At 59.5% G+C, this 17795-nt stretch carries 18 protein-coding genes; 10 read left to right on the forward strand and 8 right to left on the reverse strand.

The genetic code is table 11. From position 1 onward, the window contains the following. Positions 1-338: 338 nt before the first annotated feature. Positions 339-2840, reverse strand: a complete 2502-nt coding sequence (locus tag WA367_RS00005) for a heavy metal translocating P-type ATPase (RefSeq protein ID WP_106573498.1) — start codon at positions 2838-2840, stop codon at positions 339-341. Between the two features lie 158 nt (positions 2841-2998). Next, complete coding sequence (locus WA367_RS00010) at positions 2999-3466, reverse strand: Fur family transcriptional regulator (protein WP_106573499.1); 468 nt, start codon at positions 3464-3466, stop codon at positions 2999-3001. A 356-nt stretch (positions 3467-3822) separates the two neighbouring features. Here WA367_RS00010 and WA367_RS00015 point away from each other — a divergent pair, with 356 nt between their 5' ends. Next, entirely contained in the window at positions 3823-5127 is a 1305-nt protein-coding gene (locus tag WA367_RS00015) for a cytochrome b (RefSeq protein WP_106573500.1), read from the forward strand. A gap of 112 nt (positions 5128-5239) precedes the next feature. Further along, positions 5240-5968: a universal stress protein gene (locus tag WA367_RS00020; protein ID WP_245414221.1), complete on the forward strand. Its 729-nt coding sequence runs from the start codon at positions 5240-5242 to the stop codon at positions 5966-5968. A 77-nt stretch (positions 5969-6045) separates the two neighbouring features. On the opposite strand, the gene lspA is transcribed toward WA367_RS00020, so the two are convergent. Beyond that, a complete protein-coding gene (gene lspA / locus WA367_RS00025) occupies positions 6046-6543 on the reverse strand; it encodes a signal peptidase II (protein WP_106573532.1) in 498 nt (165 codons plus the stop codon). Between the two features lie 201 nt (positions 6544-6744). Here lspA and WA367_RS00030 point away from each other — a divergent pair, with 201 nt between their 5' ends. Beyond that, positions 6745-7347: a transglutaminase-like cysteine peptidase gene (locus WA367_RS00030; RefSeq protein ID WP_106573501.1), complete on the forward strand. Its 603-nt coding sequence runs from the start codon at positions 6745-6747 to the stop codon at positions 7345-7347. Here WA367_RS00030 and lnt read toward each other — a convergent pair. Beyond that, on the reverse strand, positions 7331-8845 hold the full coding sequence (lnt, locus tag WA367_RS00035) for an apolipoprotein N-acyltransferase (protein ID WP_106573502.1): 1515 nt from the start codon (positions 8843-8845) through the stop codon (positions 7331-7333). The two genes, WA367_RS00030 and lnt, sit on opposite strands and share 17 nt — an antisense overlap. 97 nt (positions 8846-8942) lie before the next feature. After that, a complete protein-coding gene (locus WA367_RS00040) occupies positions 8943-9671 on the reverse strand; it encodes a cytochrome c biogenesis CcdA family protein (protein WP_106573503.1) in 729 nt (242 codons plus the stop codon). A gap of 202 nt (positions 9672-9873) precedes the next feature. Here WA367_RS00040 and WA367_RS00045 point away from each other — a divergent pair, with 202 nt between their 5' ends. The 7 genes from WA367_RS00045 to WA367_RS00075 all read left to right on the forward strand — a co-directional run bounded on the left by WA367_RS00045 (position 9874) and on the right by WA367_RS00075 (position 15133). Further along, complete coding sequence (locus WA367_RS00045; protein ID WP_106573504.1) at positions 9874-11025, forward strand: cell wall hydrolase; 1152 nt, start codon at positions 9874-9876, stop codon at positions 11023-11025. A gap of 4 nt (positions 11026-11029) precedes the next feature. Beyond that, positions 11030-11650 carry a methyltransferase family protein gene (locus WA367_RS00050; protein WP_146149226.1) on the forward strand — a complete coding sequence of 207 codons (621 nt, stop codon included), beginning with the start codon at positions 11030-11032 and terminating at the stop codon, positions 11648-11650. A 304-nt stretch (positions 11651-11954) separates the two neighbouring features. Then, on the forward strand, positions 11955-12515 hold the full coding sequence (locus WA367_RS00055; protein WP_106573506.1) for a manganese efflux pump MntP: 561 nt from the start codon (positions 11955-11957) through the stop codon (positions 12513-12515). 154 nt (positions 12516-12669) lie between these two features. Continuing rightward, positions 12670-13029: a TFIIB-type zinc ribbon-containing protein gene (locus WA367_RS00060; RefSeq protein ID WP_106573507.1), complete on the forward strand. Its 360-nt coding sequence runs from the start codon at positions 12670-12672 to the stop codon at positions 13027-13029. Positions 13030-13050: 21 nt separating this feature from the next. After that, the gene (locus WA367_RS00065; protein ID WP_106573508.1) at positions 13051-13794 is read left to right on the forward strand and encodes a DsbA family protein; all 744 of its coding nucleotides are present in this window, start codon (positions 13051-13053) and stop codon (positions 13792-13794) included. A gap of 174 nt (positions 13795-13968) precedes the next feature. After that, on the forward strand, positions 13969-14658 hold the full coding sequence (locus WA367_RS00070) for a class I SAM-dependent methyltransferase (RefSeq protein WP_245414222.1): 690 nt from the start codon (positions 13969-13971) through the stop codon (positions 14656-14658). 19 nt (positions 14659-14677) lie between these two features. After that, on the forward strand, positions 14678-15133 hold the full coding sequence (locus WA367_RS00075) for a pseudoazurin (protein ID WP_106573510.1): 456 nt from the start codon (positions 14678-14680) through the stop codon (positions 15131-15133). A 128-nt stretch (positions 15134-15261) separates the two neighbouring features. Here the strand turns inward: WA367_RS00075 and WA367_RS00080 are convergent, their stop codons facing one another. From WA367_RS00080 to WA367_RS00090, 3 genes are read right to left on the reverse strand one after another with little or no spacing between them, the layout of a single operon-like run. After that, entirely contained in the window at positions 15262-16302 is a 1041-nt protein-coding gene (locus WA367_RS00080; RefSeq protein WP_245414226.1) for a flavin-containing monooxygenase, read from the reverse strand. A 17-nt stretch (positions 16303-16319) separates the two neighbouring features. Further along, the gene (locus WA367_RS00085) at positions 16320-16928 is read right to left on the reverse strand and encodes a L,D-transpeptidase (RefSeq protein WP_245414223.1); all 609 of its coding nucleotides are present in this window, start codon (positions 16926-16928) and stop codon (positions 16320-16322) included. Then, positions 16918-17793 (reverse strand): peptidylprolyl isomerase, encoded by an 876-nt coding sequence (locus tag WA367_RS00090; protein ID WP_106573512.1) that lies wholly within the window; start codon positions 17791-17793, stop codon positions 16918-16920. Before WA367_RS00090 ends, WA367_RS00085 begins: the two co-directional genes overlap by 11 nt. Positions 17794-17795: the final 2 nt, after the last annotated feature.

Here is a 17795-nt window from a genome sequence, read left to right on the forward strand (position 1 = left end):
CCACAACCTGAGACCCAAACCATACATGAAGGCGGGTCACTTCTCGACGAAAATCCCGGGTCAGCTCTCAGCGGAAATCAACATCCCTTCATTTGATCGTTACCTGCTGGGGAGATGAGACAAACTTGACCTTTCCGGACCATCTCACAGTACGATCCGCCCGGAAGCAGACCGGCAATGACGATCACGAGAATGGCAAGCCGAAACACCAGGCTACCCCAAGCCCTCCGTGTCATACGCCTTCTTCCACGTGTCCGGCGGCACCCGCGAGCGTTCCAGCCCCGCACTGACTACCGGCATCACCGGCCGTCGAAAGAGGTGCGCCGCATCTTTGGGGTCTAAGCCGCCGCTCGATAGGGATCACGATAAGCGAGCAGCCGCAAGGCGTTGAAGACCACGAGAAGGGTTGAGCCTTCGTGCACCGCAACGGCCGCGCCAATGCTCAATCCGAAAATCGTCGCTGGTACGAGCACGGCGACGATGCCCAGGCTGACGACGACGTTCTGGAGGATGATCGAGCGGGTCTGGCGGCTGAGCCCGACTGCGAAGGGCAGGTGCGACAGGTCATCAGCCATCAGCGCCACATCGGCTGTCTCCAGCGCCACATCGGAGCCGGCCGCGCCCATGGCAATGCCGACCGTGGCGCTCGCCATCGCCGGTGCGTCGTTGACGCCGTCGCCGACCATGGCGACCTTGCCTTCAGACCTGAGCTTCTTGATCGCCTCCACCTTGTCTTCGGGCATCAGGTCGCCCCAGGCCTCGTCGAGCCCGACGTCCTTCGCGATCGCGTCGGCGACCTTCTGATTGTCCCCCGAGATCATGATCATGCGCGTGATGCCGATCTCGTGCAGCTTCTTCAGCGTCTCGCGCGCCGCGGCGCGCGGCGTGTCCATCAGGCCGATCGCGCCGAGATCGCGGTCGCCCTGGCGGACCACCATCGTCGTCCGGCCGCCGTCCCTCAGACGCGCGACGGCCCCGGTCATGGCGGCGCTGAGAGCCGGGACGCCGTCGCTTCCGAACATCTCGGCTTTGCCGATCCACACCGTCTGCCCGTCGAGCGTCGCCGTCACGCCCTTTCCGGTGAGGCTTTTGAGATCGGACGCGTCGTCGACGACCTTTCCGCTCAACTTTTCCCTGCCGTCGCGCACGATCGCCTCGGCCAGCGGATGGTCGCTCAGGCTCTCCACGGCGATAGCCACCTCCAGCAGTTCCTGCTCGGTGACGCCGTCGGCGGCGACGATATCGGTGATGCGGGGCCTGCCCTCCGTCAGCGTCCCGGTCTTGTCGAAGGCAATCGCCGTCAGCGAGCCCAGGTTCTCGAGCGGTCCGCCACCTTTGACCAAGACACCGCCGCGTGCCGCACGAGCGACACCCGACAGGACGGCGCTTGGCGTCGCGATCGCGAGCGCGCAGGGGCTGGCAGCCACCAGCACGGCCATCGCCCGATAGAAGCTGTCGCGGAACGGCTCGTCTATGACGACCCAACCGAACAGCATCAGGATCGCGAGCACCAGGACCGCTGGCACGAAGATTCGCTCGAACTTCTCGGTGAAACGCTGCGTCGGCGACTTCTGCGCTTCCGCTTCGCTCACCATCTTGACGACCTTGGCAAGCGCACTTTCGGTCGATTTTCGCGTCACCTCGATCTCGATCGCACCCGCACCATTGATCGTGCCGGCAAAGACGCGCGAAGCGCCGTCAACGGAATCAGGCCGCGCACGCGCCGCTGCGACATCGGCAACCGGACGCTTGTCGACCGGGATACTCTCCCCTGTCACCGGCGCCTGATTGACGCTGGTCGTACCCTTGCTAAGGAAGCCGTCGGCGGGAAGACGCTCATTCGGGCGAACAACGACGATGTCGCCGACCACGAGCTCCTCAACCGGAATTTCTGCCGTCTCGCCCTCGCGCCTGACGGTCGCGACCGATGGAGCAAGCTCCGCCAAAGCCTCGATGGCGCGCTTGGCGCGGCCCATGGCGTAGTGTTCAAGCGCATGGCCTAGGCTGAACAGGAAAAGCAGTAGAGCGCCTTCTGCGAACGCGCCGAGCGCGGCCGCGCCAGCGGCCGCGACCAGCATCAACGTGTCGATCTCAAATCGCTTGAGGCGGAGATTGTCGATAGCCTCGCGCAAGGTGAAGAAGCCGCCGAAGAAGTAGGCCGCGATGTAGCAGGCGGTGGGGAGCCACCCTGGCGCGCCTGACACCAACTTCTCGATCGCGTAACCGATCCCCAACAGCGCACCGCATGTGAGCGCAAAGATCAGTTCCGTGTTGGGCCCGAGGAATTCACCGTGCGAATGATCATGGCCATTACCTTCGGAGTGTCGCTCCCCAGGCCCATGATCATGGCCGGCATGTGGATCCTGTTTTCTCGCCAACGCCGGCGAGGCGTCGCCCACCCGCTTGACGCCCAAGTCGCGCATTGAAGACGCGATTCTGTCTTCAGAGATCGTGCTGCGATCGAATTCGATATGCACAATGCCGGCAGCACTCGCCTCGGCTTCGAGAATTCCGTCCAAAGACCGCAGCTTTTCAGTGACGGTGCGGGCCCGACGTTCGTGACCGATCCCGGAGACATTCCAGGTCAGATGCCCGAAGCGAGCCGAAATCTGCACTCCGGCCGTCCGAGCGATCTCGCGGATCCGGGCCAGCGGCAGGATCTCCGGGTCGTAATGGAGGCATAGTTTCGCAGGCTCCGCGCCTTCACCTGCCACGATGTGGACTCTCTCGACACCCGGTCGAACCTCAAGGTCATCAGTCAGACGCTTGACGCAAGCATCTGCAACGTCGTCGATCTCAGGGAGCAGGACCGGAATGTCCAGACGAAGCTTGCTTGTCATCTAGAAATGCTCCCATGTAAAATATTCCGTGTCCGGCCAGCCGATGACATCCCCAGACTGTTCAGTAGTCGTAGCTTCGCCCCTAACACTGAAACCTGCTTGTTGAGGGGCCTTTGCGTAGCCCAACCAATACTGAAGATTGCGAGAGTGTCGAACGCTTATTTGCTCCGGTCGCGACCTCGCGGCGCCTCTTCAGGTTTCCGCTTTCGCGCTTTCGCCGGTTTTACATAGATTTCCAGCCTGTGGCTGATGATCTCAAAACCGTGCTCCTGCGCAATTTGTTGCTGAAGCTGCTCAATCTGATCAGAACGAAACTCGACCACCCGGCCTGACTCGACATCGATGAAATGGTCATGGTGTTCAGCGTCGGCACGCTCGAAGCGAGCAGGCCCGCTGCCGAAAGTGTGCCTCTCAAGGATTCCTTTCTCCTCGAGAAGGCTGAGTGTTCGGTATATCGTTGAAAGCGCTATCCGTGGATCGACTTTCGTCGCACGCCGATGAAGTTCCAAAGCGTCGGGATGGTCCCTCGCTTGCTGAAGAACCTCGACGATCACGCGCCGCTGGCCTGTCAAGCGAAGACCGCATTCTTTGCAGATCTTGACGATATCAATTGGATCGATCTGCATCGCAATCAGCCAATCCTGCCGGATATCATTCTATACACCAGCTCCCAAACCCCTCATTTCCCCGCCCCGTGATGTCGATCGTTCCAAAATAGCACAAGTTCAGACTCATCTGCCAACGCATGGCCTGATCGACGCTGCGGCTTCCTTATCTGGTTGAAATCGTCGCCCTCGCCGATGACAAGGCGCCTAGCGGGTCGAACGGGCTACGCTCAGCGACCATGAATGCGTCGGACATCGACACTTCTGCATGTCCTTTTGTCGCATCGAAACGGGAATGTCGGCGCTTGAACCTCAAGCAACCTGAGATGTTACCGACGAAGAAAACCTACGCCATCTGACCGTCGAGAGGGAAGTAGATGTCGCGATCGCCGTCAGCGTATAGCCCCAAAACGCGCCTCGGACGATGGATCGATGCGCGGATGCCACTTCCCCGGTTGGTCCACGATTCCTTTGTCTCCTATCCAGTTCCCCGCAATCTCAATTATCTCTACACGTTTGGTGGCATCCTGACGCTGATGCTCGGCCTCCAGATCCTCACTGGAGTCGTGCTCGCCATGCACTACAGCACGAATACGGCGACCGCATTCAACTCCGTTGAGAAGATCATGCGCGACGTCAATTCGGGGTGGCTGCTCCGGTATCTCCATTCAAATGGCGCATCGTTCTTCTTTATCGCAGTCTACATCCACATATTCCGAGGGCTATACTACGGGTCATACAAAGCCCCCCGTGAGCTTCTCTGGATATTGGGATGCATTATTTACCTGCTGATGATGGCGGCGGCGTTCATGGGGTACGTGCTTCCATGGGGCCAGATGAGTTTCTGGGGCGCGACCGTCATCACCGGCTTCTTCACGGCGATACCCCTTGTGGGGGAGTGGATACAGCAGCTGCTTCTCGGCGGTTTTGCCGTCGACAATCCCACACTGAACCGATTTTTCGCACTGCATTATCTGCTTCCATTTATGATTGCAGGTGTTGTGGTGCTCCATGTCTGGGCATTGCACGTCACGGGTCAAACCAACCCGACAGGCATCGAAGTCAAGCACGAGACAGACACCCTGCCATTTACACCATACGCAACCGTGAAGGACGCATTTGGAGCCATAGTGTTCCTACTCGTATTCGCATACTTCGTCTTTTACATACCGAATTACTTGGGCCACCCAGACAACTACGTTGAGGCTGACTCTCTTAAGACGCCGGCGAAGATCGTCCCGGAATGGTACTTTCTTCCATTCTATGCGATCCTCCGCGCCGTGACGTTCAACATCGGACCGATCGACTCGAAGCTGGGGGGCGTCCTGGCAATGTTTGGCGCGATCGCGGTGCTCTTCTTCGTGCCATGGCTCGATACATCGAAAGTGCGATCCGCAGTGTATCGCCCGTGGTATAAAGTGTTCTTTTGGTTGTTTGCCGCAAACGCTCTTTTCCTGGGATGGCTCGGGGCCAAACCGGCGGATGGCATTTATGTGGTGCTGATGCAGATCTCGACGGTCATCTATTTCGCTTTCTTTTTGGTGGCGATGCCTGTGCTGGGCTTGGTCGAGACGCCTCGACGGTTGCCCAACTCGATAACCGAAGCGGTGTTGTCCGCCGCTGCGCGGAACCGTGGCGGCACTTCCAGGCAGGGTGGGGAACGCAAGTCCGCAGAACAATAAGTATATTGTTTGAACAGGCCATAGGAGTTCTACCGTGACTGACTTCCGCTAAATCGTTGTCGATGCATGTCCGCGGAGCAACCTAACCAGGACCCTCGAATTCGCCCGCGAGATGGCCAAGGCGTTCGACGCAAGAATCTCCGTCGCTTCCTACGCATGGCCGAAAACGTCGATGAAGGACGTCTTAGCTCCGAACGTTTTCTGGGCCGAAGAGCAGACCAGATTGATGGAACGCGCGTTGGCGTCCAGTCGGAGCATCGTCGACAAGGTCTTTGGCGCCGATTCTGACAAGGTCCACTGGTGTTCGGGAATTGGCGAACCAACCGCTGCAATGCGGGCGCACCTCCTGACCGCAGACTTGCTGATCACGGATTCATCCGATGAAGACGAAAGCGTGTTGCCAAATCCGGCTCACGTCGCCCTTGGTTCCGGCGTGCCCGTGCTGCGCCTAGGGCGCTCGGTTGCAAACGCTCGCTTCCCCCGCATTCTGGTCGCTTGGAAGGACACCGCGCAAGCCCGACGCGCGGCTCATGATGCCCTCCCTCTGCTTGTCCGCGCCGAAAGTGTTTCCGTCGTCGGGGTCGGCGATGAGGTTTCGAGCGAACGGCTCGATGCTGTTGCGACGCACCTGCGTTCCCATGGCGCAAAAGCGCAGTATTTGCACGTTCCAAACACCGCAGGAGACGCCAGCTCGAGCTTGCTTGAGCAGGCCGGTCGGGAGGGATCCGACCTGATTGTGACTGGCGTTTTCGGACGCAATTCACTCGCCGAACGCATCTTTGGGGGCGTAACCACAGAAATGCTGAAGAGCACCGAAATCGGCTGGTTCATGGCGCACTGACTTTGCGTTCACTGACCATCGAGGATGGTGTGAGCTATCGAACAAGCGCTCGATCCGGATCGTAGTGCGCAACGGCATCATCCAGCAGGGTGCCCAGGCTTGGAGCGGAAAGAATCAGCAATCAAGATTGCCGCTCCAACGACAATAGCTATATCAGCAATATTGAATGTCGGCCAATGCCAGGCACCTAAATGAAAGTCGATGAAATCAGTAACAGCGCCTTGCCGCATTCGGTCGTAGATATTCCCGCTCGCACCTCCCGCTATCAGTCCCAGCGCCATTGCTTGGCCACTGGTCTTTGTATTAAGCATCCAAACAAACAAAAATCCGACTACGACTGACGTCATGAATGACAGCGAAGAAGGGGCGCTGGAAAAATAATCGGAAAGGATTCCGAAGCTGATCCCCGTATTGTAAGAAAGCGCAATATTGAGAAATGCAGTTATATAAATATCTCTTGGCGGTTGCATGATAATCTCGACGACTGCAAACTTGGACAGTTGATCGATCGAAAACGCGAACGCCACGCAAGCGAGACCGAGGAGCACTCGAGTTGAATTTGCGGATCGCTTCACGGTCATCCTCCGTCACGTTCGGGGATGAGAGCTTCGTCGCTCTAGCTGCTTGAGCTTCAATCGCCGGCCGGCAGCTTCCTGTGGAAAGCTAGGGGCATGGATCGACACTTCACGAAGTCGTGGCCCGCCCGTAATGGACGCGGACCGCACGAGCCGTTAAGGGATCGGTAATATCGGTTAAAATCGACGGGGGATCGGGGAGTGACCACTCGAAAGTCGATCGCTGCTTTGTGTGCGGTGGCCGCTTGGACGTTTGGCGCCGGCAGTGCATGGGCCCATCCGTCCGCGATGATGACAGGAAGCCTCACATCGCAACCGATCGGACACTATGAGTTCTGCAAGCGCAACGCTTCAGAATGCTCAATTCGCACCCGCGACGTGACGCCGCTGAAGATGTCGACGGAGCTCCTCGGGCGTCTGGAGAAGCTCACGGTCACCGTGAATCAGGCCATTCAGCCGAAAAGCGACCTCGAGCTGTATGGCAAGGAAGAATACTGGACCTATCCCGTAGATGCGGGGGACTGCGAGGACTATGCGCTGGCGAAGCGCCGCGTCCTGATGGAAGACGGCATCTCAGCATCCAACCTGCTCCTGACTGTGCTGCGACGCCCGAACGGCGATGGGCATGCGGTGCTGACCGTTCGAACCGATGGGGGAGACATTGTTCTCGACAATCTCACGGACACGGTTTTGAACTGGGATGAAACCGGATACACCTACCTGAAGCGACAAGCGATCGATCATACCGGTCGATGGGTTTCGATACGAGACGGGGACACGCCGCTGGTCAGCTCCGTCCACTAGGGGCCACAGCAACTCCTGGGGTTTGCCGTGATCGTCGTCGGGTGACCGCGCCAGCGGCAATGAGCAGCGCTATGGACACCACGACCGGAATGTTTCCGGCCCGGCGGAACAATGTCTCAGTAGGCGCTGGTGCGGGCAATGGACCATCAATGACCCCGCTGACGTTCAGGGGAAGTATCTCCGTCACCCGACCATAGCTGTCGACGATCGCGCTGACACCGCTGTTGGCCGCCCGGATGAGCGGCAGACCCGCCTCAAGCGTTCTCGCTCGCGCGGCAAGGAAATGCTGGTAGGGTCCCGCGGACATGCCAAACCACGCGTCATTCGTGATGTTCAGGATCCACCCTGCTTGGTCGTCGCCCGAACGTGGAAATATCGCCTCATAGCAGATTAAGACCCTCGCGGCGGGCAATCCGACAAGCTGAATCGGCGCGCTGCTCTCACCCGGAATGTAGTCGATATCGCCGACAGTCATTTTCATGGCGCCGAGAACCCACTTGAATGGGGTGAACTCACCGAAGGGCACCAATCGCCTCTTGTCGTAGGCTGCAACGACGCCTCCCATCTCATCGAGTGCGAGAACGCTGTTCAGTAGGGCAGGATCATCAGCGCGACGCGCAGGAGCTTCCCTGACCGCCCCGAAGAGAAGCAGGCCCCCAGTCGGTACGCTGGCGGTGAGGGCTGGATGGATGTTGCGACCAGCTTCAAACAGGACAGGATACGCCGTCTCGGGCCAGACTACGTAGCGTGGCCGATCGCTTTCACCGGACGTACTGAGCGCCAGAAGTTTGTCGAGGATTGCGTTCGCTTGGCCGGCCTCCCATTTCTGGTTTTGCGGGATGTTCGGCTGGACGATCCGAACGCGCTGTCCATTTTCCCCGATGTCGGCTGCGGCCAGGCGTATCGCCCCGCCAGTCCATAGAGCGGCGAAAGCGATCGTTGGCACCAGGATCAGAAGGAGTGCCGCGGACCGACGGCCCAGCTTGCACTTCTCGGTGATCAGGAGTGGCAAGACCGCCAGGAGAACTGTCAGAAGCCCGAGGCCATAGATGCCCGTGACCGAAATGGCCTGAAGAACTTCATCGCTGAATCCCCAGGCGTATCCAGTGAGGTTCCAGGGGAATCCCGTCAGTATGGCGCCGCGGGCCATCTCCGCGATGGACCACGTGGCCGGGAGGACGATGAGCGCACCCGGCCCCGATCCGCCGAGACAACGAGCAGCCATCGCCGCGGATGCCGGGAACAAGGCCAGCAATGCCGAAAGAGCGGTCACCGCGGGCCAGGCCAGCATTCCAAATCGTTCGGCTTCGACCGCAAAGCTTTCGGTTATCCAGCTCAGGCCAACGATGAACTGACCCAGGCCGAAGGCCCATCCGGCGACGAATGCAGCCAGGACGCTTTGGCTATGACGTGTCAGAGAGGCGAACGCGGCAAGGCCCAAATATGCGAGAGGAAAGACGAAATAGGGTGCGAACCCCAGGCCGCTCAGGCCGCCCATCGTGACTGCAATGGGGACGCAGTGACGATAGCGTTGGCGCGACTTGATCCGCGAAATTGAATCGGCCCCCGTTCTTCGTGGATCACGCCGCACCGCGCTAGCCGATGTAGCCCAGTCCCGGAAAGCGCTCGAGCAGCCAGAATGCGATCAGCGTAAGACGGCCTGTCATCATCAATATTCCCATGGCGATCATGATGCAGCCGGCAAGGACGTTGAGGATATGGCCGGCATATCGCATGCGCTTGAACCCGGCCGCGATGCTGCTGAAGGCGACCGCAACTATCAGAAAGGGGATTCCCAACCCGACGCTATAGGCTGCAAGGAGAACCGCACCGCTTCCGGCAGACACCGCCGCAAGGGTGAGGATCGAGCCGAGCACCGGGCCAATGCACGGCGTCCATCCAAAAGCGAATGTAAGTCCAAGCGTATACGCTCCGGCTGGTCCCGATATGGTCTGCGGCCCAGGCAGTCTGAAATCTCTGAGCAGCGCCGGTATCTTGATCAGTCCTGTCATCACAAGGCCGAAACAAACGAGCAGCGCCCCGCCAAGGAGATTTGCCTCGACATTGTACCGCAGGAGAATGCCGCCGAACGCCTGCGCGCCAAGCCCAAGAATCACGAAGACGGTAGAGAACCCGGCTATGAAAAAAAGCGCTGACCAGACGACCCTGATACGATCGGCAAGCTGCCTGGACGCAGGATCGACGCCGCTGGACACGAACGAAAGATAGCCCGGCACAAGCGGGAGAACGCATGGGGAAACGAATGATATGGCACCCGCCACAATGGCCGTGAGAAGTCCGACGGCTGAGACATCGATCGCCAAGGCTGTCGTCCTTCCTCTGTCGACTGCAATCCCCGATTCACCCCATTTGTGTGTCGGTCTAAATGCTCAAGCGACATGAGGTTCAATGGGAGCCTGGATAAGCCTGCCGTGACATTGCGACGCGCAGTCGCAGTAGTGTTAACTTTCCATCAAGGTTAACAATCGATTCTCCTTCTGCGTGGGGCATCCGGAGAATGAGATATTGCGGTCCAAACCGAAAGCCGCTTTCGAGCGACGATCATCGAACGGCCATCGGCGTGTGCTCGCGATTCTCGGCGCAAGTTGGTTCGTGTTCGGCTTCGCATCGCCCACGGGGATCCAGGGCACCAAATCCGAGTTGGGAATCGCTCCCGGGCCGGATCGCTGGGCGGTATATGTCGAGCAGGCCGACACCTGCTCTCATCTGAAGGAGCTCCGGCTGCCCAGTGCCGCTATTCCTGGCGATGACGAAAACCTGGATCTGGTGCTCGGCGGTCAACGGGTCAATTTGCGGGCGGATCGAGAGGTTTCTTCCACGTCCCAGCGGGTGGTTGAAGAAGCGAAGAAACCACGTCTGGTCAGCGTGGCGTATCGGAAAAACCTGGAGACCCCCGTTGGAGAGCAGGCGTTGACTTCGCGGCTACTTTCGTCGGGGACCGACGCGTCATACTTTCTGCGGGGCTTTTCAAAACAGGCAGATCCCGAAATGGTGGCGGGCCTGTCTACGTTTCATAGCCCGGCGGACGACCGTCTGGCCGGTGTGCCGGCGGCGCTCGCCGACCTGGTCAGCAACGATGGCGCCGACATCCTGGCCACGGCCTACGCCCCAAAGGATGAGTTCCACGCCTCCTCCAATGCCTTCGCGGCTTTGCTCGGCACCGACGAGACAGCCGGTCGCTTCGTTCCGCCCACGATGGAAGGTGACCACGATTGGATGAAGCAGCCTCTACCGGAATCCGTCTTCTCGACAGCCGAGCAAAAGTGCCTTGCCACCGCAATTTATTTCGAGGCTCGGGGCGAGGAGGTGAGGGGGCAGGCCGCGGTCGCGCAGGTCATTCTCAATCGGGTGCGCAACCCTGCATATCCAGCAAGCGTCTGCGACGTAGTTTATCAAAATGACAGCTGGATCAACAAATGCCAGTTTTCCTTTGCCTGCGACGGCATTCCGGATGTCATTGCAGATCGGCGCGCGTATCGTCTGGCAAAGGACGTGGCCATGGCAGTCACCGGCGGGAAGATATTCTTACCCGAAGTCGCGTCATCGACCCATTACAATGCCACCTACGTCAGCCCGCGTTGGGCTCGCTCCATGGAGCGCATGACCCAGATCGGTTCCCATATATTCTACCGCACATTCGGCGGGGGGTGGAGTTAGATCGTTGTTAGGGACTATTGGTACGAAATCCCCGGTCGAACGCAGGAGGACTTTTGTAACCTGGCTGTTGGCCCCAGCCTGGCTTGCGATGCTTGTCGCTACGCAGCCGGAAGGCTTCGAAACGTTGGGCTACAGCCTGATCGAGTTTCTCGGATTCTTCCTGGTGTTTGCTGCCGTTCTCGGAAGGCTCTGGTGCACTCTGTATATCGGAGGTCGGAAGGATCTGGATCTCTGCCAAAGCGGTCCGTATTCCCTTACCCGCAATCCTCTCTATTTCTTCTCCTTTCTCGGGCTCGTCGGCGTCTGCCTTGCGGCTCAGAACATTGTCTTGATGATCATAAGCGCGGTCGCATTCCTGGTTTACTATCGACCGGTAATCAGAAATGAGGAAAAGCGGTTGCTGTCCCTCTTTGGGCCGGATTACCTGCTATACATGGCGAGAGTTCCTCGCTTCTTTCCTCGCCTCGATTTGCCGGAAAGCGAAGACACCGTCATTGTCCACTCTCGGGCATTTGTACGGTCGTTGACGGAAGTCATGTGGTTCCTTGTCGCCATCGTCGGAATTGAAGTGCTTGAAGAACTGCGCCAAGCGGCGGTGATCTCTGGCTGGCAACTCCCCTTGTAGGCTGGCCCGCTCCGTGTAGTGCTGCGTCGGCGACGCCACGCTTCACGCGAAGTCCGGCCAGATGCAAATGAGTATCAAGTGCTCATCTAGCTGAATTAATTTGACTTTTTGGATTCACGTTCCTATCTCCCGGCCAATCAGGGAGTAGTCACCGCGCCCGCGCGGGACCGTGTCAACAGGCTTGCGCGCATGCGCATGGCGCGGTCAGCCGATTCAACGGCCCGACAAGACTGTGGCGCCACTTCTCCTATGCGGACGAGCAGAGGTTGGCGCCCCGGTAGATGTCCGTCGGGATCGCTGTCCAATGTCGCCCTACACCACTGCCGTGCTCGCCCTGAGCATGTCGATCGATGCCTTTGCTGTCTCTGTCGGACGAGGGGCCGCCATCGGCTCGCCGCCCCTGAGAGATGCGTTACGGACAGGTTTGATCTTCGGTATTGTCGAGGCGACAACACCCATTCTCGGTTGGATCGCCGGCGTTGCAGCCAGCCGCTTTGTCCAAGCTGTCGATCATTGGATCGCCTTCGCCCTCCTCGCGGGCGTCGGCATTCATATGCTCTGCGCGGCAATCTGGGGTTCTATTGATAACCCGTCCAAGGGAAGATCGCTCGCCGCCCTGATGGCGACCGCTGTCGGAACCAGCATCGACGCCATGGCAGTGGGTATCTCTCTCGCATTTCTTCAGGTCAACATCGTCATCGTCGCGGTAGCAATAGGGCTTGCCACCTTCGTGATGTCCTCGGGCGGCCTGCTTGTCGGGAGGCTGGTTGGCCATCGCCTCGGCAGACTAGCCGAACTGATTGCAGGTCTTGCACTTTGCGGCTTGGGGACGATGATCCTGCTCGAACACCTGTCGCCGATGTGAAAAGACGTTTGAAATCGTGGCCGCGCAACAGTTTAGCGGCGTCGCTTTCCAAAAGGGAGCTGCGACATTTGAACACTTGAACCTCAGCCTGCTCGAGGTCCTACCTTTCCGTTAGCGGGGTGCTTTGGTGCACTCAAATAGGTTGGATATCGCGATGTCAGGAACGCTTCTCAACTCGCTAGGACCAGGCGACAAAGCCACCGGGGCTCTTTGTCCACATTGCAGGGTCGACCTCGTTATGAGCGAGCGTCAGGGTATCGAAATCGACTACTGCCCGAAATGTCGCGGCGTGTGGCTGGATCGCGGCGAACTCGACAAGATTATCGAACGGAGCGCGGCGGAGGAGGCCCAGTACGCCCAGGGGCAAGCCGGTCGCGGCCGTGCGCAAGCAGCCTCACGCAATACATCGAACGACTGCCGCGAAGATCACCGCCGCGATTATAGCGACCATGATCGTCATGGCGGACACCATGGTCGAAGGCACGGTTCGTTCCTCGGCCGATTGTTCGACTGACACCCCACCAGGAGCGGAACCATGAAGGCTGCGCGCATTGGTCGGCTAGGGTGGTACGCCATTGCCGTGTTGACAACGGCCTCGCCGACCTATGCCCAATCGATCGATCGGGCGGAGGTCGAGAAGATCGTCCGCGAATACATCATGCAAAACCCGGAGATCATCGAGGAAGCACTTGCGGAGCTTGAGAAGCGGAACCAAACAGCTCAGGCCGAGGCCAGGTCACAAGCGATAGCGGCCGAGACTGATGCGTTGCTCCGATCGAGCGACGATGTGATCCTGGGAAATCCGGACGGGGATGCTACGCTCGTTGAATTCTTCGACTTCAACTGCGGCTATTGCAAGCGGGCGGCGCCTGACGTCAAGGCACTTGTCGCCGAGGATCCCAAGCTGCGGATCGTGCTGAAGGAGTTTCCCATTCTTGGGCCGGGCTCGGTCGAGGCCGCGAAAGTGGCCCTGTCCGTGAGGCGCGTTGCTGGCGCCGCCGCTGCGCGTGATTTCCATGTCAGATTGATGGAAATGCAAGGGCAGATAAACGCTAGCCGGGCCTTGGACCTGACCGAAGAGATGGGACTCGACCGCAAAAAGCTGTCGGATGAAATGGCTACTCCCGCGGTCGAGGCCATCATCGCGGCAAACCTCGCGCTGGCGCAGCGGCTCGGCCTGACAGGAACGCCCTCGTTCGTCGTTGGAGATCAAATCATCGAGGGCGCCGTTGGAAAGGAACCGCTTGCCGATGCAATCGAAGCGGTCCGCCAGAAATGAGCCCTCTGGAGACCAATCCTCTGCCTCTTTGGACAGCAAACCTAGCATCCGATTTCGGTACCTTGGATTGAAGCATCTCGCCAACCCAGCCTCACTGTCGCGCCCGACGATCAGCGGCAACCGGCACGCCATGCCACATCGCTTGGCAAGAAAGGTTGGCGCTGGATGCCTCAGATGCCGCAGCGTTTGACATTCCTGCGCCAGTGGCTCGCCAACCCCCTGAGGGTAGGGGCGGTGCTCCCCTCAGGTACGTCTCTTGCCCACTTGATGACAAAGGCAATCGACCGCAACACGGGGTCAGTTCTCGAACTTGGACCCGGCACCGGCGTCTTCACCGAGGCTCTCCTCAAACGTGGCTTGGTGTCGGAACAACTGACTCTGGTCGAACTGGACGAGAGATTTGCCTATTTGCTCTCGCGCCGGTTTCCGGGCGCTCGAATTGTCCAGGGCAGTGCGGCTCGCTTGTCAGGGGCGGGCGTCGGGAGAGATGTCGCATACGGTGCGGTTATCAGCGGGTTGCCACTCCTTTCGATGCCCTCCCGCACGGTATTTCGCATCGTCGAGGGCGTAGCGCGCAGGCTCGGGCCCAGCGGCAATCTCTATCAATTCACCTATGGCGCTCGGTGCCCCGTTGCGCACGCCATACTTGAGAGGCTGGGCCTGGAAGCGAGTTTGCTTGGGACCGTCATGTGGAACCTGCCGCCGGCGTCGGTCTATCGGATTTCACATACGCGGGTTGATCCGAAGGTGGCATCAGCCTCCGAACCGCATGTGGTGGCAGACGCCCACGCCCATACAGCTCTCATCCATAGGCAAAACCCGGCCGCTATGTGCTGGGAAGGGGAACGGGTTTCCAGTCAATAGAAAGAGCAAGGAGCTCGATATGTTCACGAGACGCGAGATGCTGGCCGGCACAACGGCTTTTGCAGCCCTGGCGGCACTGCCCGCGCGAGCACAGACCGGGGTCAACCATAAGGTCCAGATGCTGAACAAAGGGAAGAAGGGCGCAATGGTGTACGAGCCGGACTTCGTGGCTGCTTCCCCCGGCGATACCATAACCTTCATTCCAACCGACAAGTCCCACAACGCAGAGAGCATAAAAGGGATGCTGCCTGAAAACGCGCTCCCTTTCAAAGGCAAGCTGAATGAACAGATCACCATCACCATAGAGAAAGAAGGCGTCTATGGCGTAAAATGTGTGCCGCACTACGGAATGGGGATGGTGATGCTTATCGCCGTCGGGGCGCCAAGCAACCTGGATGAAGCCAGGGCAGTCAAGCATCCGCCAAAAGCAAAAAAGCTGTTTGACGAGCTGCTTGCCGACGTTCCTGCGGCTTGATCCATTCCGGATTGCGCCAGGCAACTGTGCCTGGCAGCAGGCGACCATCCGGAGACGACTTGCAAGCTCCCATCTCTAGGAAGAAAAGCGTCGAAGCACCTTGAAAGCGGTGTTTCGACGCTTGATGACTATGGCTTTGCCCTGTCCGACAGCAATCGTTGGACAATAATTTCTCCGTCCGACCCGGCTCCCATGATCAACGCCGATGCTCGATTGCGTTGCCATGGCCGGCCGACAAAGTAGATGCCTTTCACCGCCGAGATACCGGCTTCGTACAGGAAAGCTCCGTCAGGCCCCTTCGCATCTTCGATATCGAGCCAGGTTGTGTCGTCCCGATAGCCGACAGCCCATATAACAGTCCGGACGTCCGCCGTCGCGCCGTCGGCAAACCGGGCCGCTTCGCCGCTTGCTTCAATGAGACGTGGCAGCACCCGGATGCCGCGCTTCGCGAGGCTCTCGATGCTCCGGTCACGGTCAGGAAACGCATCGGATTGTCTAAGCTTTCTGCCAATCCGCGACTCCGCGGGGGCTCTCAGTACGCCAAACAGGTTGAGCCACCACCAGATCGACTTGCCAAGCACTCGCTCGGGAAAGAGCTTGCGAGGCTTGCCCGTCGCCAGCATGGCGGGCTGCCTTTGTTGCACTTCCACAGCGATATCCCGCCCGCTTGCTCCATCTCCGACCACCAGGACCGGACCGTCGGGCAGCTGGTTCGGATTGCGGTAGGTTTCGGTGGTCAGCTGGAGCACCTCGTGTCCGAACTGCGCCGCGACCTTCGGCACAAGCGCGACCTGGAACGCTCCGGACGCGACGATCACCTCGCTGGCTCTGATACGCGATCCATCGTCCAACGCAGCTTCAAATTCACCGTCTCCAGCCTTCGAGAGGCGGATCAGACGTCGACCAAGCTGGATCGGCAGTCGGAAACGTGTCGCATATGCTTCAAGATAGTCGGCGAACTCGTCGCGGCTCGCATAAAGTTCCCGGTTGCCCGCCAGGTCCAGTCCCGGCAGGGCGCTGAACTGGCGTGGCGTGAACAGAGTGAGCGAGTCGTAGCGCACCCGCCAGTTGTCTCCCACCCGACGATGACTGTCGATGATGACAAACGGCACGCGGGCATTCTTCAGGTGATACCCGGCTGCGAGCCCCCCCTGTCCGGCTCCGATCACCAAGACAGGTCTTTCCATCAGACAACGACGACTTGGGCTCCTACGGGCACACGCTCGTAAAGATCCTCAACATGCTCGTTCACCATCCTGATGCAGCCGTTGGAAACAGCCTTGCCGATGGTCCAAGGCTCGGTCGTTCCGTGAATACGGTAGAGCGTGTCGCGGCCGTTACGATAAAGGTAGAGAGCCCGTGACCCCAATGGGTTGTTCGGCCCCCCTGGCACGCCGCCAGCATAGCGGGCATATTTCTTGGGATCGCGGCGGATCATGTTGTCGGTCGGACGCCATGACGGCCATTTTGCCTTCCTGCCGATGATCGCCGAACCCGAAAACGCCAGGCCTGCCTTGCCGACACCGATGCCATAGCGACGCGCAAAGCCCGCACCGTCGACCAGATAGAGAAATCTCTCGCGCGGAACCACGACGATCGTTCCGGCCAGATAGTCATAGGGTGTCCTTACGACCTGCGGAAGGAAGCGCTCCTCGAGGACGAACTTGCGTTGCGCCCCGTTCGCCAAGGCCTGCCCGGGTGCCGCCAGCAAGGTGAACATGCCAAGGATAAAAGTCCGTCGACCAATCCCGAGAGGCGACCGAACATCCCCGATTTCCTCGGAACTAATGCTCATGGCCATCGTCTCCCTCTGGCGGCGCGACATCCGGAACAAGCTTCTCCACCTTCGCGGCCGCCCGAAGCTCGGAAATGATCCGTCTTTCCTCCGTGGCTTCGAGTGCTTGCCGAACCTGCGCTGCGACGGCCTCGAAAGCTGGGGCAGGCCGATTGCGTGTCTCCTCAACCAGAACGACGTGGAAGCCGAAGGCGCTCGCAACGGGTGACTGCGTGAATTCTCCGGGCTGCAGTTTCGCCGCCGCCGCGTCGACCTCGGGTACGACCTGGCCTTCCGCCACGAAGCCGAGGTCTCCGCCCTTAACCTTGGAGACCTCGTCGGCCGAGCGTTCCTGCGCCAGCTCCGCGAAGGCCTTGCCCCCCTTCAGGGCCTCAATGACCTCGACGGCATCGCTCTCGCTTCGAAGCAATATGTGACGAAGTCGGCGCTCAAGAACGGGCGGGATTTTCCCAACCTGGTCGTCATAGGCCGCCTTCACCGCCTCATCCGTCACCGCCGCGGCGACGCGCTGCTCGAGGAAGAGCGAGCGCAAACTCTGCGCCTCGAAGAAGGCCAGTTGCCGCTTGTAGGCTTCCTGGTCGGCGACGTTGGCCTTGAGCGCGGCTTCGGCGACAATCCTGAGCTCGATCAGGGCGTCCACCAGCATCGAGCGCTTCGCATCTTCGGGCATCTGTCCGAGCTGCTGGGAATACATCTGCTCGGCAATGGCAAGATCATCTGCAGTGATGTCCTGGCCGTTGACGCGGCCGACAACACTCGCGTCCTGCGCCCCGGCGACCGAGCCGAGCAACAGCGACAGCGAAACGATCGTCGTGCCGATCAAAATCCCGCTCTCCCGGTACCTGTTCTTGGTCCAACCCATCATGA

The organism is Nitratireductor sp. CH_MIT9313-5 (genome assembly GCF_037029545.1).
Taxonomy (GTDB): domain Bacteria; phylum Pseudomonadota; class Alphaproteobacteria; order Rhizobiales; family Rhizobiaceae; genus Chelativorans.

Excerpts from the sequence above, each read along its gene's own strand:
- WA367_RS00085 (WP_245414223.1), bottom strand. The coding sequence starts at position 16,928 with ATGAGCATTAGTTCCGAGGAAATCGGGGATGTTCGGTCGCCTCTCGGG.
- WA367_RS00010 (WP_106573499.1), bottom strand. The coding sequence starts at position 3,466 with ATGCAGATCGATCCAATTGATATCGTCAAGATCTGCAAAGAATGCGGT.
- WA367_RS00075 (WP_106573510.1), top strand. The coding sequence starts at position 14,678 with ATGTTCACGAGACGCGAGATGCTGGCCGGCACAACGGCTTTTGCAGCC.
- WA367_RS00055 (WP_106573506.1), top strand. The coding sequence starts at position 11,955 with ATGTCGCCCTACACCACTGCCGTGCTCGCCCTGAGCATGTCGATCGAT.
- WA367_RS00065 (WP_106573508.1), top strand. The coding sequence starts at position 13,051 with ATGAAGGCTGCGCGCATTGGTCGGCTAGGGTGGTACGCCATTGCCGTG.
- WA367_RS00020 (WP_245414221.1), top strand. The coding sequence starts at position 5,240 with ATGGCCAAGGCGTTCGACGCAAGAATCTCCGTCGCTTCCTACGCATGG.
- WA367_RS00070 (WP_245414222.1), top strand. The coding sequence starts at position 13,969 with ATGCCGCAGCGTTTGACATTCCTGCGCCAGTGGCTCGCCAACCCCCTG.
- WA367_RS00060 (WP_106573507.1), top strand. The coding sequence starts at position 12,670 with ATGTCAGGAACGCTTCTCAACTCGCTAGGACCAGGCGACAAAGCCACC.
- lnt (WP_106573502.1), bottom strand. The coding sequence starts at position 8,845 with ATGGGCGGCCTGAGCGGCCTGGGGTTCGCACCCTATTTCGTCTTTCCT.
- WA367_RS00090 (WP_106573512.1), bottom strand. The coding sequence starts at position 17,793 with ATGATGGGTTGGACCAAGAACAGGTACCGGGAGAGCGGGATTTTGATC.
- WA367_RS00015 (WP_106573500.1), top strand. The coding sequence starts at position 3,823 with ATGTCGCGATCGCCGTCAGCGTATAGCCCCAAAACGCGCCTCGGACGA.
- WA367_RS00005 (WP_106573498.1), bottom strand. The coding sequence starts at position 2,840 with ATGACAAGCAAGCTTCGTCTGGACATTCCGGTCCTGCTCCCTGAGATC.